This window comes from Nonomuraea soli (assembly GCF_013761175.1).
In the GTDB taxonomy this organism is placed as follows: domain Bacteria; phylum Actinomycetota; class Actinomycetes; order Streptosporangiales; family Streptosporangiaceae; genus Nonomuraea; species Nonomuraea soli.
This window is the reverse complement of record NZ_JACDUR010000014.1, coordinates 88,525-103,407: the sequence shown is the minus strand read 5'-3', so window position 1 is coordinate 103,407 and position 14,883 is coordinate 88,525. Positions and strand designations below refer to the sequence as shown.

17 protein-coding genes and 1 pseudogene are annotated in these 14,883 nt (G+C 71.2%); 8 read left to right on the top strand and 10 right to left on the bottom strand.

What is annotated here, in order from left to right; genetic code table 11:
- Positions 1–23 precede the first annotated feature (23 nt).
- Positions 24–1,145 (top strand): ROK family protein, encoded by a 1,122-nt coding sequence (locus tag HNR30_RS45965; protein ID WP_312895075.1) that lies wholly within the window; start codon positions 24–26, stop codon positions 1,143–1,145.
- Positions 1,146–1,209: 64 nt separating this feature from the next.
- On the opposite strand, the gene HNR30_RS45960 is transcribed toward HNR30_RS45965, so the two are convergent.
- The 8 genes and pseudogenes from HNR30_RS45960 to HNR30_RS45930 all read right to left on the bottom strand — a co-directional run bounded on the left by HNR30_RS45960 (position 1,210) and on the right by HNR30_RS45930 (position 5,358).
- Positions 1,210–1,776 carry an MBL fold metallo-hydrolase gene (locus tag HNR30_RS45960; protein WP_220134759.1) on the bottom strand — a complete coding sequence of 189 codons (567 nt, stop codon included), beginning with the start codon at positions 1,774–1,776 and terminating at the stop codon, positions 1,210–1,212.
- Between the two features lie 11 nt (positions 1,777–1,787).
- Positions 1,788–2,240 (bottom strand): winged helix-turn-helix transcriptional regulator, encoded by a 453-nt coding sequence (locus HNR30_RS48915; RefSeq protein ID WP_246380377.1) that lies wholly within the window; start codon positions 2,238–2,240, stop codon positions 1,788–1,790.
- 172 nt (positions 2,241–2,412) lie between these two features.
- Positions 2,413–2,739: pseudogene (locus HNR30_RS50750) on the bottom strand (alpha/beta hydrolase fold domain-containing protein); the annotation flags it as partial.
- Positions 2,661–2,837, bottom strand: coding sequence for an alpha/beta hydrolase (locus tag HNR30_RS50745; RefSeq protein ID WP_181616577.1), 177 nt, complete (start codon positions 2,835–2,837; stop codon positions 2,661–2,663). The gene HNR30_RS50745 and the pseudogene HNR30_RS50750, both read right to left, overlap by 79 nt.
- Positions 2,838–2,847: 10 nt before the next feature.
- On the bottom strand, positions 2,848–3,360 hold the full coding sequence (locus HNR30_RS45945; protein ID WP_181616555.1) for a hypothetical protein: 513 nt from the start codon (positions 3,358–3,360) through the stop codon (positions 2,848–2,850).
- 34 nt (positions 3,361–3,394) lie between these two features.
- Complete coding sequence (locus tag HNR30_RS45940; RefSeq protein ID WP_181616554.1) at positions 3,395–3,850, bottom strand: RidA family protein; 456 nt, start codon at positions 3,848–3,850, stop codon at positions 3,395–3,397.
- A gap of 25 nt (positions 3,851–3,875) precedes the next feature.
- On the bottom strand, positions 3,876–4,358 hold the full coding sequence (locus HNR30_RS45935; RefSeq protein WP_181616553.1) for a DUF3237 domain-containing protein: 483 nt from the start codon (positions 4,356–4,358) through the stop codon (positions 3,876–3,878).
- A 67-nt stretch (positions 4,359–4,425) separates the two neighbouring features.
- Positions 4,426–5,358 (bottom strand): NADP-dependent oxidoreductase, encoded by a 933-nt coding sequence (locus tag HNR30_RS45930; RefSeq protein ID WP_181616552.1) that lies wholly within the window; start codon positions 5,356–5,358, stop codon positions 4,426–4,428.
- Positions 5,359–5,433: 75 nt separating this feature from the next.
- On the opposite strand from HNR30_RS45930, the gene HNR30_RS45925 reads away from it, so the two are divergent.
- Both HNR30_RS45925 and HNR30_RS45920 read left to right on the top strand, forming a co-directional pair.
- Complete coding sequence (locus tag HNR30_RS45925) at positions 5,434–5,829, top strand: winged helix-turn-helix transcriptional regulator (protein ID WP_181616551.1); 396 nt, start codon at positions 5,434–5,436, stop codon at positions 5,827–5,829.
- Between the two features lie 50 nt (positions 5,830–5,879).
- On the top strand, positions 5,880–6,575 hold the full coding sequence (locus HNR30_RS45920; protein WP_181616550.1) for an alpha/beta hydrolase: 696 nt from the start codon (positions 5,880–5,882) through the stop codon (positions 6,573–6,575).
- On the opposite strand, the gene HNR30_RS45915 is transcribed toward HNR30_RS45920, so the two are convergent.
- Positions 6,572–7,480 carry a LysR family transcriptional regulator gene (locus HNR30_RS45915; RefSeq protein WP_181616549.1) on the bottom strand — a complete coding sequence of 303 codons (909 nt, stop codon included), beginning with the start codon at positions 7,478–7,480 and terminating at the stop codon, positions 6,572–6,574. The two genes, HNR30_RS45920 and HNR30_RS45915, sit on opposite strands and share 4 nt — an antisense overlap.
- Before the next feature lie 179 nt (positions 7,481–7,659).
- Here HNR30_RS45915 and HNR30_RS45910 point away from each other — a divergent pair, with 179 nt between their 5' ends.
- The 4 genes from HNR30_RS45910 to HNR30_RS45895 all read left to right on the top strand — a co-directional run bounded on the left by HNR30_RS45910 (position 7,660) and on the right by HNR30_RS45895 (position 12,395).
- Entirely contained in the window at positions 7,660–8,340 is a 681-nt protein-coding gene (locus HNR30_RS45910; protein ID WP_181616548.1) for an NADPH-dependent F420 reductase, read from the top strand.
- A 133-nt stretch (positions 8,341–8,473) separates the two neighbouring features.
- The gene (locus HNR30_RS45905; RefSeq protein ID WP_181616547.1) at positions 8,474–10,492 is read left to right on the top strand and encodes an FHA domain-containing protein; all 2,019 of its coding nucleotides are present in this window, start codon (positions 8,474–8,476) and stop codon (positions 10,490–10,492) included.
- Positions 10,493–10,650: 158 nt separating this feature from the next.
- Positions 10,651–11,910, top strand: a complete 1,260-nt coding sequence (locus tag HNR30_RS45900; RefSeq protein ID WP_181616576.1) for a glucose-1-phosphate adenylyltransferase — start codon at positions 10,651–10,653, stop codon at positions 11,908–11,910.
- Between the two features lie 107 nt (positions 11,911–12,017).
- Positions 12,018–12,395, top strand: coding sequence for an isoamylase early set domain-containing protein (locus HNR30_RS45895; RefSeq protein ID WP_181616546.1), 378 nt, complete (start codon positions 12,018–12,020; stop codon positions 12,393–12,395).
- 193 nt (positions 12,396–12,588) lie between these two features.
- Here HNR30_RS45895 and HNR30_RS45890 read toward each other — a convergent pair whose 3' ends face one another.
- Complete coding sequence (locus HNR30_RS45890) at positions 12,589–13,719, bottom strand: GNAT family N-acetyltransferase (RefSeq protein ID WP_181616545.1); 1,131 nt, start codon at positions 13,717–13,719, stop codon at positions 12,589–12,591.
- A 124-nt stretch (positions 13,720–13,843) separates the two neighbouring features.
- Between HNR30_RS45890 and HNR30_RS45885 the strand changes: the two genes are divergently transcribed.
- Positions 13,844–14,881, top strand: coding sequence for an LLM class flavin-dependent oxidoreductase (locus tag HNR30_RS45885; RefSeq protein ID WP_181616544.1), 1,038 nt, complete (start codon positions 13,844–13,846; stop codon positions 14,879–14,881).
- The last annotated feature ends 2 nt before the right edge of the window (positions 14,882–14,883 follow it).

Below are 14,883 nucleotides of genomic sequence, written 5' to 3'. Positions count from 1 at the left end.
GTCGGACATGAGGGGGATAGCTGGTGGAAGGCACGGCAGCGCTGCTCGCGATACTCAGGGACGGCCAGGCGCGCACGAAAGCCGACTTGGCCCAGCTCACCGGGCTGGCCAGGTCGACCATCACGCAGCGGCTGGACGTGCTCCTGAACGAGCGCTGGATCGTGCCGCACGAGGAGGCCATCGCCTCCGGCGGCCGCCCGGCCACCGCCTTCTCCTTCAACCAGGCCGCCCGCGTCGTGCTCACCGCCGACCTCGGCGCGACGCACGACCGGCTGGCGGTGACCGACCTCGGCACCACCATCCTCGCCGAACGCATGGCGGACGTGCAGATCGACCGAGGCCCGGAGGCCACGCTCGGCTGGCTCGTCACCAGCTTCCACGAACTGCTCGCCGAAGCCGGCTACACCCTCGACGACGTCTGCGGCGTCGGCGTCGGCCTCCCAGGGCCGGTCGAGCACTCCTCAGGCCGCCCGGTCAACCCGCCGATCATGCCCGGCTGGGACGGCTTCGCCGTACCCGAATGGCTGAGCGAACGGCTCGGCGTGCCGGTCCTGGTCGACAACGACGTCAACATCATGGCCCTCGGAGAGCACTGGGCCGCGCACCCGCAGACCGACCACCTGATCTTCGTCAAGATCGGCACCGGCATCGGCTGCGGCATCATCTCCGACCGGCGCCTGCACCGAGGCTCCCAGGGCGCCGCCGGCGACATCGGCCACATCCAGGTGGCCGGAGGCCAGGACGTGCTGTGCCGCTGCGGCAACACCGGCTGCCTGGAGGCGATCGCCGGCGGCGGCGCCCTGGCCGCCCAGCTCGAGGGCGCCGTGACCACGCGCGACGTGGTCAGCCTCGTGCGCGCCGGCAACCTGCCCGCCATCCGGCTCGTACGGCACGCCGGCCGCGAGATCGGCACCGTGCTCGCGTCGATGGTCAACTTCTTCAACCCGGCGACGATCGTCATCGGCGGCACCCTGGCCGAGGCCGGCGAGCACGTGCTGGCAGGGGTGCGCGAAGTCGTCTACCGGCGCTCCCTGCCGCTGGCCACCGAACATCTGCGGATTCAGTTCAGCGAACTCGGAGGGCGGGCGGGCATGATCGGCGCCGCCGTGATGGTCATCGAACAGGTGCTGGCTTCCGTCGACTGAACCCTCGCTTCTTCGCCGAGCGATCGGACCCACGAGCCGCTCGAGCGGCGAGCCGAGGGATGACTCAGCGTGGCGTGTCAGCACCAGGGATGAACGCGGGACCATGGCCGGGGACGACGATGTCGGCCACCGCCAGGACACGCTCCCGGCCACGATGCAGAGCGTCAAGATCGACGGCGTGCCTGTCTCCTGTGGACGCGGCGTCGTTCCATAGATGGGTGAAGGCGACGACCCCGTCCGGAGTTCCGACGAGGGTGGTGATGTCCTCTTGCGTGTGCCCAGGCGTCCTGATCAGCTTGATCGACGGCGTGAGCTCGTAGCCCTCGGCGTCCCGCCAGGTCCACTCATCACCGAAGTAGATCGCCCAGTGGTCATGGAACCTGGCCTTGGGAAACAGCGCCGCATTCAGCGTGTGATCGGGATGATGATGACTGAAGACGACGTCGGTCACCGACTCGGGCTCCACGCCCATCGCCCGCAGCGGATCGAGAATGAGCGACTGGCTCTTGACCATGCCCGGGTCGGTCACCAAACGCACGTCGCCGTCCTGGACATATCCGACTGTGCTCGCCACGCCGTCGCTGCCGTATCCCTCGTACAAGACCGTGTAGGAAGCTGTCCTGGCGGCCAAGATGTCCTTCATCAGTTGCCTCGCAAGTATTCGGTGGGCATGTATCGCCTTCGGGGGCGGGTCTGGACGTCAGCCAAGTCGACGTCGCCGCCGCAGGTGGAACAGCGGATCTCGTACTCGACCTCAGCGCCGCACTGCCGGTGCACGATGTCCACCGGCCCGGGGCCGATCCATTGATCGCCCCATCGCGTCAGCGAGACGATGACCGGCTTGAGCGATTGGCCCATGTCGGTCAGGAGATACTCCTGGCCCCGGGACTCAAGAGCACTTGCCCGGAAAATCCCGGCCTCGACCAGGGTGTTGAGGCGTTTGGCCAGGATGTTCGGCGCAATGGCCAGGCTGCTCTGGAACTGGGAGTACCGGGTGAAATGCCGGAAGAGCGCGTCGCGCAGAATCAGCAGGCTCCATCGTTCGCCGACCACTTCCAGCGCCCGTGCCGCCGCGCAGTCTTCGCCTTCGTACATCCGTCCCAGCATGCGCCTGCCCGTTTCCTGCAGGATGAAGCACCCGAACTAGCATCACGCTATCAGGCGAGGCCGAGCCGGGGACGCACCCATCGCGCGAGCCTCCTGATCGCCTCGTCGGCGGCCGGGCAACGACCGGCGCCCATGTGCCAGGTGTGCTGCCAGCCTGGATGTACAGCGGGGGCAGGCCGGACAGGTCGGCGTACAGAGCGTTGACGGCCGGGTCCTTCGGGCTGCCGTTCTCGCCCAGGAGGATCTGCGACAGGAACTCCATATTCATCGGTGTCTCGCCACCGAACAGGACGTCCGTCATCCGGTTGGCCGTGCGCGTCTGACCGCCGTTCTCGATGTCGAACCAGGGCGACAGCGGCATCACGGCCGCCGCGACGGGCAGCCCGTTGTCGCGGGCGTTCAGCATCGTCAGCACACCGAGCCCGCCGCCCGCCGCCCGCCGGTGACGGCGATGCGCCCGGCCTCGACGCCCTGATCGAGCAACCAACGGTAGGCAGCGGCGGCGTCATCGAGCTGGGCGGGGTGCTGGTGCTCGGGTGTGAGGCGATAGTCGACGATGAGAGCCCTGGCACTGACGGTGCCGATCGCTCACCAGTCATGGCGAGGTTCGGCGTCCCCGGATCCCGATCACCCAGGTGGCCCAGCTTCCGGCGGAGATCCCCGCCATCACCGCGAGAGTCGCGACGATCCACCGGTAGAGGTCGGCGGCCTCGGTGTACCGGTGGCCTCCTGCGAGGACGATGAGCAGCGATGCCGTGAAGCTGCCCACGGCGACGGCGCAGACCAGCCCGAGCGACACCGCGAGCAGGGTGTGGGGCCAGCGGGAGCGGGGCGGGCGGGGCGCGACGAACCGCAGCCGGTCGGCGATGGCCTCGGCGGGCTCGTCGACCCGCCCGAGGATGCCCTCCGCCTCTACTCCCGAGGCGCTCTCGCTCAGGCACACCCACTGCTGCTCGTGCACGAACAGGATCGCCCGCCCGCCGCCGGGATGCCGGAGCCGGGCGTGGCGCTGCCCCTCGGGGAAGGTCTTCACGCGGTAGCTCACCTGCGGCCAGCGGGTGTCCAGGGCGTCGAGGATCTCCTCGATCCTGGCGTCTTTGAGAGCCATGACGACACACCTTTCCTCGGATCGTTAGAGCTGCTCAGCGCAGGGCCATGATGACGTCGAGTTCCACGGGCATCCCGGCGGGAAGCGAGGCGGCGCCGAAGGCCAGCCGCGCGTGCCGGGCGGGCGCGAAGGCGAGGTCGAACACCCGGGACGCGCCGTCGGCGACCGCGGCGTGGCCGTGGAAGGCGGGCGGGCACGCGATGTGCACCGCCAGCCTCACCACGGCAGCCACCGCTTCCAGGCCGACCTCGGCGTGCGCGACGGCGAGAGCGTTGAGCGCCGCGACCTGCGCGGCGGCGCGGCCCGCGCCGGGGTCCAGGTCCTGGCCCACGAGCCCGGTCGCCACCGGCTCGCCGTCCTGCAGGGGCAGCATGCCGCTGAGGTACAGCAGGCCGCCCGCACGGAACGCGGGCACGTAGGAGCCCAGCGGGCGCGGCGCCTCGGGAAGGCGCAGTCCCGCGTCGCGCAGGCGGTCCAGGGGTTCGTTCATCGTTGCGGCCGTTCTGACGAAGGGTTCACAGGACGCTGTAGACGCGGTAGTTCACGTGCTCCAGCGACAGTTGGTTGACGACCACGGCGACCGTCGAGTTCAGCCACGCGTAACCGGCGGCGCCGGTCTCGAACAGGGGAGCCGACCGGGCGTGCATCTCGTGCGCCGCGATCACCTCGCCCGCCATCAGCCGCCCGACCGCCTCGCCCGGCAGCGCCGCCCGGCCGGTGGAGGTGACGAGCACCGGCTCGCCGTCGTCGGTGCGGATCGTCGCCCTGACGTCCAGGCGGGCGACGCCGTCGGCGCCGAAGGTGACCCAGTCGCCGCCGCCGGGGAGGAACCGTCCACGCAGCCGCGGACCGTCCACGGTGCCGCCGCCGATGACCGCGATGAGGCGGGTGGCGACCGGAGTGGAGACGATCTGCACGTCGCTGAACCTGACGGCGAAGTCGCACAGGTGCTCCAGCTCGACCGCCGTGACGGCCGGATCGGTGTCCAGCAGGTTCACGAGACCTCCCCCGTCGGATTGTCCTGCCCAGCACTAAGACGAGGTGGCGCCGCCGAATGTGACACGTTCACGGGGTGAGAACCACCCTGCCGCGCACGCCGCCGCGTTCGAGCAGCTCGTGAGCCGTACGGCTGCGCGCCAAGGGCAGGGTCCTGGCCACGCGCGGCGTGAGGGCACCCGCGTCGACGAGGGCGGAGAGCTCGGCCAGCCGACGGCCGTCGGCGAACACCTCCTGGACCACCACGCGCGTGCCGCGGATGGGCGGCGGCGCGTAGGGGGCCACCAGGGCGACGAACGTGCCCTGGCCGCGCAGGGCCTGGTGGGCCTGGATGCCGAGCACGGCGGCGTCGATCACGGCGTCGACGCCGCCGGGAACGATCGCGCGCACGGCGGATCCGAGGTCGTCGGCCGAGGTCAGGACGTCGGCGACGCCCAGCGAGAGCACCCGGGCGGCGTCGTCGGGACGGGCGAGCGCCACCGTCCGCAGCCCGGCCAGCGCGGCGAGCTGGACGGCGAAGCCGCCGACGCCGCCTGACGCGCCGGTGACCAGCAGTGTCTGTCCCCGCTCGAGCCCGGTCAGGCGCAGCGCCCGGTCCGCGGTGAGCGCGTTGAGCGGGAGTGCGGCCGCCTCGACCGGCGACACCGAGGTGGGAGCGGGCGCCACGGCCTGCTCGTCGAGCACGACGTGCTCGGCGTGGGAGCCGCCCGCGAAGAGCAGGTCTCGAAGGCCGATCACGGGGTCGCCGGCCCGGAACCGGCGTGCTCCCTGGCCCACCGCGTCGACCGTGCCGGACACGTCCCAGCCGAGGCCGAGGTGCTGCGCGGGGGCTACGAGCCCCGCCTCGGTGAGGCGCCCGGCACGCGCGGAGAGGTCGATCGGGTTGAGCGCCGCTCCGGCGACCCTCACCCGCACCTGGCCGGGTCCGGGCTCCGGCACGGGGGTGTCGATCACTTCGAGGACCTCGGGGCCGCCGAACCGGCGGACGATCACGGAATGCATACGATCGACGCTAGGAAGGCCGGGGTGCGGCGGGAAGGCGGCACCCGGAAGTGCCTACGGTACGCGGGAGAGACGATGCCCACGATGAGCGCCGCCGACCGGCGGGAAGTCCTGAGACGCGAGTACAACGCCAACCTCGCCGAGTGCCCCGGCCACGAGATCCTGGCGACGCTGAGCGACAAGTGGGTGACGCTCGTGCTCAGCGCGCTGGCGGACGGCCCGCTGCGTCACAGCGAGATCGCCCGCATCGTCGCGGGGGCGACGCAGAAGATGCTCACCCAGACGCTCCGCAAGCTCGAACGCGACGGGCTGGTCCAGCGCGCGGTCACGGCCTCGGTGCCGCCGCGCGTCGACTACGAGCTGACGGAGCTCGGGTTCGGCCTGCTCCCGATCCAGCGGGCGATCAAGGCCTGGGCCGAGAGCCACATCGCCGAGGTCCACGCGGCCAGGGCTCGCTACGACAAGGAGTAGCTTCCTTTTTTTGAATTTCCTACTTCAATTTCAGGAAGTAGGATCCCGCCATGACGACCTTCATCCTGATTCACGGCGCATGGCACGGTTCCTGGGCGTGGGACCGCCTCGCGCCGTTCCTCCGAGCCGCCGGTTCCCGAGTGATCGCCCCTGACCTGACCAGCCCCGACGACCGCGGACTCCACGACGACGTGCAGACGGTCGTCTCCGCTCTCGACGCCGTGACGGACGACGACCGGGTGATCCTGGTGGGGCACAGCTACGCGGGCCTGGTCGTACGGCAGGCGGCCGACCTGCGGCCCGACGCTGTGGATCATATCGTCCTGGTCGACGGCTGGGCGGGCGGGGACGGGCAGAGCATGCTCAGCCTGGCGCCCGGCTCCTTCGCCGCGGCCGTGCGCGCCGCCGCCGAGACGCTGGGCGACGGGCGGTTCATCCCCGCCCCGCCTCCCGAGCTGTTCGGGGTGGGCGCCGACGACGCCGCCTGGCTGGCCGTACGCCTGCTCCCGCAACCGCTGCGCACCTTCACCGACGCCACCCGGTTGAGCGGGGCCGTCGACAAGATCCCCGGAACCGCCATCCACTGCCGCCCCGAGACCTACCCCTTCGACCGGTTCGGCCGGGAGGTCGGCTACCGGACGATCCCGCTCGACGGCCCCCACGACGTCATGCTCAGCCACCCCGAGCGGCTCGCGGAGGTACTGCTCCACGTCGCGGCGCCGGAGGAGGAGCGGCCCGCGCTCTAGGTGACGGGTGCCCGGGCGTCACCCGCCGCCCGGAAGATCTCCCGCAGCACCTCCGACACCCTGTCCGTCACCGGCTCCACGTCCTCGCTCTCGCGTGCCACGAGCAGCACCCTGGGCGAGGGCAGGCCCGGCGCCTCGATCGTGGCCAGCCGCCCGTCGCGCACCGCGTCCGCCACCGTGACGCGGGGCACCACGCTGAGCCCGAGCCCGGCCGCGACGCAGGCGCGCACCGCGTCGATGTTGCCGAACCGGCTCACCCGCGCCCGCCCCCTGGCCGCCATGGCCAGCCGTCCGGCGACCACGTCGCTGTAGCTGCACCCCTCCTCCAGCAGCATGAACTCGTGCTCGGCCAGCCGCTGCCAGCCCACCCGCCGCCCTGCCAGCGGATGGGACGGCGCGCAGATGACGGTCAGCGGCTCGGCCCCGACCCGCTCGCCCTCCACCCGGGCGCCCGGCGACCATTCGCAGTCGAAGACCAGCGCCACGTCGGCGGAGCCCTCGCCCAGGGCCTCCAGCGCCCGCGCGGTGCCGGCGGCGGCCACGGAGATCTGCACCGGCGGCTCCTGCCCGCGCAGGATCGACGCCGCCTGGGGCAGCCGATGGCCGCAGATGGTGCCAGGGGCGATGATGCGGACCTGGTGACCGCCGGCGGCCGGGTCGCCGATGCGCTCGGCGCGTTCCACCAGCTCCAGCATCTGGCGGGCGATCGGCAGCAGGTGCCGGCCGTGGGCGGTGAGCAGCGTACGGCTGGGCAGCCGGTCGAACAGGCGCACGCCGAGCCGTTGCTCCAGCGCCTGGATGTGGGCCGTCACCGTCGACTGCGCGTAGGCCAGTTCCTGCGCGGTCGCGGTGAAGCTGCCCGTGGTGTGCAGGGAGAGGAACGTCCGCAGCAGCCGCGTATCCATGCGCCCAGCCTATCGGGATTCCCGATAGCAGTGAGCGAGAACGTTCGTTGGACTCGATCGACCGTGGGGAGGCAAGCTGGCCGGGCGGCGACGCGCCCGCCTCGATGGAAGGAGAGCCATGCGCAGCTACGACTGGACCTGACACACGACACCCACTCACCACTCTGAAAGGACCCTTCATGAAGATCGGGATCCTGGGCACAGGGCGCATGGGCGTCCGGCTCGCGATCATGTACAGCGAGGCGGGTCACGAGGTCGTCCTCGGCTCCCGCCACCCGGCGCGCGCGGCCGGCATCGCCGAGAAGCTCGACCATCCGCTGCTGACCGGCGGAGGCTACCGCGGCGCCCTGGAGGCGCCGGTGGTGCTGCCGGCCATCTTCATCCGCGACGGCCTCCTCGACCAGCTCGAGGACATGCGCGAGCGGCTCGCAGGCAAGATCCTCATCGACATCACCAACCCGTTCAACGACGACTACTCCGGCTTCGTCACCCCGTGGACCACCAGCGGCGCCGAGCAGATCGCGGTACGACTGCCCAGGACCCGGGTCGTGGGAGCGTTCAAGAACGTCTGGTGGGAGGTGTTCGACGCCCCCGACTTCGGCGACAGGCGCAGCGACGTCTACGTGGTCTCCGACGACGACGAGGCCAGGACCGAGGTGATCCGGCTCGGCGCGGGCACACCGTTCCGCTACCTGGACGCCGGGGCGCTGGTCAACGCCCGGACAGTCGAGCGTATGACGTTGCTGAGCGGCGAGCTCGGCACCCGCTACGGGTTCTTCCCGCGGATGAACTACGCGCTGCTGGGCGAGCCGTGGACGCCCGGCCAGGCCGACCACACGGTCGGCCCGCTGATCGCCTGACCCGGGAGCGTGACGAGATCATGCCGGCCTCGCCACCGATCGTGCTCATGTGAGTAATTTTCAGCGGTAGCGCGACGCTTCGATGGTCATGATGGCCGCACGGACATCGATCCACGCCGAGAAGGAACCGATCATGCCCTCAGTCATCGTTGGACACGACGGCCCGCTGGCCGGCAGGCGGTTCCCCCTCGGCGACGCGCCGACGGTCTTCGGCCGCAGGCAGGACGCCACCGTGGTGATCACCTGCGGGCGAGCCTCGCGCTCCCATGCGGAGGTGCGGCGGGAGGGCGAGCGCCACGTGCTGCGCGATCTGGGCAGCCGCAACGGCACGCTGGTCAACGGCCGCCGCGTGACGACGCACGTGCTCCAGCCCGGCGACACGATCACCATCGGCAACGAGCGCTTCCGCTTCGTGGCCTCCGACGACGCGGTGACGATCGCGGCGACCTCCCTGCTGCCGCCCTCCGCCCGGCAGCACGCCGCGGACGAGCCGCTGCGCGTGACCGTGGCGGGCGGCGGGCCTGTCGGGCTCAGCTTCGCGCTGCTCCTGGAGCACCTGATGGGCCCGCGCGTCGCCGTCACGGTCTACGACGGCCGCTGGATCGAGCGGGGGTCGCGGATCGTGTGGAAGGGCGCCGAGCACGGCAACGTACGGCGCCAGCAGGTCGTCACCGTGCAGAGCCGTCAGTACCTCAACCTTCCTGAGGCGGTGCAGGAGCGCCTGTTCGCCGCCGGGTCGTACTCCGAGATGTGGCCGCCGGGCCCCGACTCCATCCGCGGCCACGCCCCGCGCAACCTGCGCATCTCCTTCATCGAGGACACCCTGCTGGACCTGGCCAACGACAAGGCCGGCCGGATCCGGCTGGTGCCCGCCCGCTTCAGCCCCGACGAGCACGGCGAGATCGCCAGGCAGGACCACGTGCTGGCCATCTGCGACGGCGGCCGGTCGCGCACCCGCGAACACTTCGCCGCCAAGTTCGGCACCGCCGACAGCTCGATCTACTCCCTCGACGGCCGGCACCTGCAGGATGTCGTGCTGGGCCTGCGGGTGAAGTCGCGCCTGCCCGACGCGATGAGCGTCCTGCTGACCGTGGCCCAGAACCGGTTCCTGCTCAACGCCCTCGACGGCGAGGGCTTCCTCAACATGCGCCTGACCGACGAGGAGGCCAAGGAGGTCATCGGGATCGACCCGGTGCGTCACGTGTTCGAGGAGTGCGTCGCCGCCAGCCCCTGCATGATGGGCCGCGACGGGCACGGCGACTTCCACTGTTCCACACACGGCACGCTCTTCCTGCCCGCCCTGCTCAAGGGCTCCGCCCTGTGGCGGCGGGTGAGGGAGGGGCTGGCCATGTTCGGCGTCGCGGAGGACGATCTGAGCGCGGTCACCGCCTTCCGGCTCGACATGGTGCAGCGGCCCCGGTTCACCGCGCGCCTGCACGCTCCGACCGCCTCCACCCCAGGCACGTTCGGCTTCCTGCTCGGCGACGCCGCCAACGCCATCCACTTCTGGCCGGGCCGGGGGCTCAACAGCGGACTGGCCTCGGCCATCTCGCTGGCCCGCTCGCTCCGCCAGGCCTGGCGCGGCCAGTCCTTCCGCGACGCCGACTTCATCCGGCACGAGGCGGCCATGGCCATGCTGCAGTACCGGCACAAGAGCCGCGCCTGGCAGGCGATGGTCACCACCGACGAGCAGGGCGTCACCCAGGCCATCAAGGACAAGATCGCCACCGGTCTCGCCGAGGACGACCGGACGACCGGAGCCGCCGCCATCGACGTGCTCATGGACCGGCTGCGCCGCATCCGCGGCCGCCTGGCGCAGCGGGTCTCCGGCCTGCCCGACGACGTCCGGCTCCGCGCGCACCTCGGCAGGCTCTCGGCCGAGACCCTGCGCAGCCTGGCCGTCAGCGGCGCGTGGGACACGCTGGTCATGGGCGGTGAGGAGGTCGACATCGACATCTTCTACGGCCAGGAGCCCGAGGACCGTAAGGGTGCCGAGCCGGTGTGGGCTCCCCGGCTGGCCCGCGAGCGCGAGGAGCACACCCGGGTGGTCTCCAGGGGCACGCTCAGGCCGCTGCGTCAGGCTCAGGAGGTCCGCCCGGCGGGAGCCGTACCCCGCCCGCGGGCCGCCGGCCGCCTGTCGGCGCCGGCCTGACGCCGTCCGCCGGCATACCCGCGGCATAAGGCCGTGGGGGTTGAAGACGGCCCCAATCCCCGCTCCGGGTACGGAACCTGGCTTCTGCCCGCCAACGCGTGGTCAACCCTTGATAGATCGCCGCGTTATATCCCGAGGTGGCGGGCACAGCCCTCAGCATGACTTCGTGCGGAATCGTCTCCGTCGTGCTCGCAGGCGGAGAAGGCAAGCGGCTGCTCCCCCTGACTCAGGATCATGCCAAGCCACATCTGAGGTTCGGTGGAACACCCCGGCTGATCGACTTCGTGCTCGCCAATCTCACCAACGCGGGCTATTCGCAGATTCTGGTGCTGACCCAATATCAGAGCCGCAGCCTGGACGACTACATGGCGTGCGCCTGGCGTCCGGCGTCGGGTTACATCAGACCTGTGCCCGCCGGCGGGCGGACGCACTGTTCCGGGACCGCCCAGGCCCTGGCGCAGAACCTGCATCTGCTCCAGGCTCAGACGTCGCGGATGCCCGAGCACGTGATGGTGTTCGGCGCCGACCACGTCTACCGGATGGATCCGCGGCAGATGGTCGCCCAGCATCGGGAGTCGGGTGCGGACGTCACCGTGGCGGCGATCCGTCAGCCGGTCGGCCTCGCGCGCCATTTCGGCGTCATCGAGTGCGTCCCCGGCAGCCGCCGCGTCGACCGCTTCGTGGAGAAGCCGCAGACGTGCCGGGGCCTGCCCGACGCGCCCGACCAGATCCACGCCTCGATGGGCAACTACGTCTTCAGGACGGAGGCGTTGATCGAGGCGCTGCGCAGCGACGCGCTCGATCCGTTCAGCGCCCACGACATCGGGGCCAACATCATTCCGATGATCGCCGGTGACGGTCACGCCGACGTGCACGAATTCGCCGACAACCTCGTCCCGGGAGTGGACGAGCGTCAGCGCGGCTACTGGCGTGATGTCGGCACCCTTCAGGCCTACTACGACGCCCACCTCGATCTGCTCGGCCCGGAGCCCGCCTTCAGCTTGCACAACGACCGGTGGCCTCTGGGCCATCGGCATGACCCGGCCCTGGCGATGCTGCTCGGCGGGCAGCGCACACATTCGGCCGCGGTGACCGACTCGATCCTCTCCCCCGGCCTGCAACTGGGCAGCAGAGCGTCGATGAGCCGCTCCGTGGCCGGTCCGCGCGTGTTGCTGGAATCCGGGGCGCGGGTGGAGGACAGCGTGCTGCTCGACGGCGTGCGAATCGGCGCGGGCGCGCAGCTGCGCCGGGCCATCGTCGACCAGGACGTGGTCGTTCCCGCGGGAACGGTCGTCGGCTTCGATGCCGAGGAGGACGAGCGGCGCTTCAGCGTGACTGAGTCGGGTGTGGTGGTCATCAGCCGCGACAGCTTCGGCCTCGCCGAGCGTCCCATGCCTGATCAGGCCTTGGTCAGATAACCCTAAAAACTGCCAAACGCAGCCTTTCTGGCAAAACTCGACGGGTACGGCCTGACTTGCCATTCAACTCGAAGCGGCCCGCAGCGGGCCGCCTTCCAGGAGGCCAGATGTTCACGTACGGCAAAGCCAGCCGGGACGGCCGGGTGCAGGTGCACTTCGCCCTTCCCGCAGAGACCGGCCCGGTGTCGGTCGTCGGAGACTTCAACGCGTGGGACCCCTACGCCCATCCGATGGTCAGCAAGGGAGACGGCACGTACTCCGTGACCGTGTCCGTCCCGAGGGGCGAGGCCTTCGCCTTCCGCTACCTCGGCGACGGGGGGCGCTGGTTCGACGAGCAGGACGCGGAGGAGTACGACCATCGGGGCGCCATTCTGCGCGCCCCCGTGCCGGCTCGCCAGGTCAAGGCCGCGGCAGCGCCGGCCGGCCGCGCCAAGACCGCGCCCGCTCCGGTCCGCCGCGCCAAGTCCGCGGCAACGGCCGTCTAGCTACCCGCACGGGCGACAGGCGGTCTTGCCATGGCGCCGGGTATCTAGTCGTTCGTTGTGGTCACCGCCCAGGTAGAGGACGTTTCTTCGTGACGTCGTGAGCTCCGCCGATCTCGTCGGGGCTCCCTGGGCGGTGACCACGGGGCCGGCCGCCGAGGGTCCTCGCCCCGAGGGACCTGGGCGCACACGGCACTCAGCTCCCCGCCACCCCCGCCCAGGCTCGCGCTTCGCCGTCCAGTTCCCATCGGCCGCTCACGAACGCCGTCGGCGACAACCGTGCGAGCGTGGCCGCGTTGGCGGCCACCACCTGTTCGTCCAGTCCCGCCAGCACGCTGACCGGCGACAGGTCCACCAGCCACAGCGGCCGCAGCCGCGCACCGCGCAACGCCTTGGCCTCGCTGGATCCGGTGCCCAGGTGCACCCAGCGCGCCCCGATCGCGGCTGCGCGGCGCAACATCTGGTAGATCACGACGTTGAAGTACTCGGCCACTCCGCGCAGCCGCGCGTAGGTGAAGCCTGCCGAGCGGATGTAGAGCGTGTCGCCGTACACGTAGAACAGCACGTGGCCGACCGCGGGCCCCTCGGGCGGCAGGCACAGCAGCACCCTGGCCTTGTCTCCGAGATGGCGGGCCTGCGACCGCAGCGTCTCGAGGTAGAGCAGGCCGCTGCGGCCGTACTTCGCCTCGGTCTCCTCCAGCTGGACGGCGGTGGCCTCGGCGCACTCGCTCAGCGCCACCTCGCGCAGCCGGTATCCGGCCTCGGCGAAGCGGCTCGACTCCTGACGCACGACGTGGCGGCGGCCCCGGCTGAGCCCGGCCAGCCATTCGTCCCAGCCGCCTTCGGGTACGGCCAGCCAGGCGTCGGCGTCGAGCAGCACCGGTGTGACGGGCGCGCCCGCCTCCCGCAGTGCCGCCGCGTCGGGGGTGACGAAGAACATGCCGATCGCGGGCATCCCGGTCCCGGCCAGCGTGTTCCGTACGGCTGCCGCGGCCTCCTTCCTGCCGACGCCCGGTGTGCTCAGCAGGTGCGCCTGGTGGCCGAGGACGGGCCCGGCCATCAGGCCGAAGCGCGGCGGGAGGGGCAGCCCGCGTTGTCCCAGGAGGGTGTGCCAGTCGCAGAACGGCTGGAGGTTGGGACCGGCCAGCGATACAGGCAGCCCCGCCATGCCGCCGCCGGGCAGATCCACCACGACGGCGGCCGCCGGGGCGAGCGCGGTCTCCGAGCAGTAGGCGAGCCACGGCCGGGTCGAGTAGAACCGGTCTCCGGCGAGCTTGTCCCAGGTCAGGCTGATGGGGCCGGCCAGGGGGTCAGCGAGCGTGGGCATGGGTGCTCCGATCCGGGCGGCGATCCGCGATCGCGGCCCACCAGATGATCACTGTCGAATTCCCCTTGAATGCCGACATGTCGTCCCTAAAGTGATCAGTGGGACCGACTCTTTGGAGGCTTTCGTGCGGCTCGGATTCAGCATCGGCACCCTCGGCCCGATCGCGGCCTCCCACGACGATCAGCTCACCCTGGTCCGCGAGGCAGAAAGGCTCGGATACGACTCGGTATGGGCGTCCGAGGGGTACGGCGTCGACCCGGCCGCCACGCTCGCCTGGCTGGCGGCGGGCACCGAGCGGATCGGCCTGGGCACCGGCGTGCTGCAGGTGACCGCCCGCACCGCCGTCGCCACCGCGATGACCGCTGTCACGATCGACCGGCTGTCGCGCGGCCGATTCCTGCTCGGCCTGGGCGCCTCGGGACCGCAGGTCGCCGAGGGCTGGCACGGCCACCGCTACGAGCGGCCGCTGGCCCACCTGCGCGACTACGTGGCGGTCGTGCGCACCGCCGTCGACGGCCGCCCGGTCGCGCACGACGGTCCCGAGCTCACCCTGCCGCTGCCTGACAGCCGCGGCAAGGCGCTCAGCATGTCGGTGGCTCCCCTGCAGCGCCCCCTGCCGCTGCACCTGGCCGCCATGGGACCCAGGGCGGTCGAGCTGGCCGGCGAGATCGCCGACGGCTGGCTGCCGATCCACTTCCCGCCGGAGCACGTCGCCGAGCTCGGCGAGCGCCTGACCGCCGGAGCCGCCAGAGCGGGCCGCCCGGCCGGCGCCGTCGAGATCTCCCCCATGGTCATGGCCATGGTCGACGACGACGCCGACTACGCGCGCGACATGGTCAGGCCCATGCTCGCGTTGTACCTGGGCGCGATGGGCACCCGCGGCGTCAACTTCTACAACCGCCTGGCGCACCGGCTCGGCTTCGGCCAGGAGGCCGAAGCCGTGCAGGACGCCTACTTCGAGGGTGACCTGATGGCGGCCACCGACGAGCTGGCCGACGACCTGGTCGACGCGCTGACGTTGTGCGGCACGCCGGAACGGGTGCGCGAGCGCCTCGGCGCCTACCGCAAGGCGGGCGCCTCGCGGCTCATCGTCGGGCTCAACGCACCCACCCTGGACGACCGCATGGAGCAGCTGGCCTGGCTGGCCGAGCTGAACGCATGACG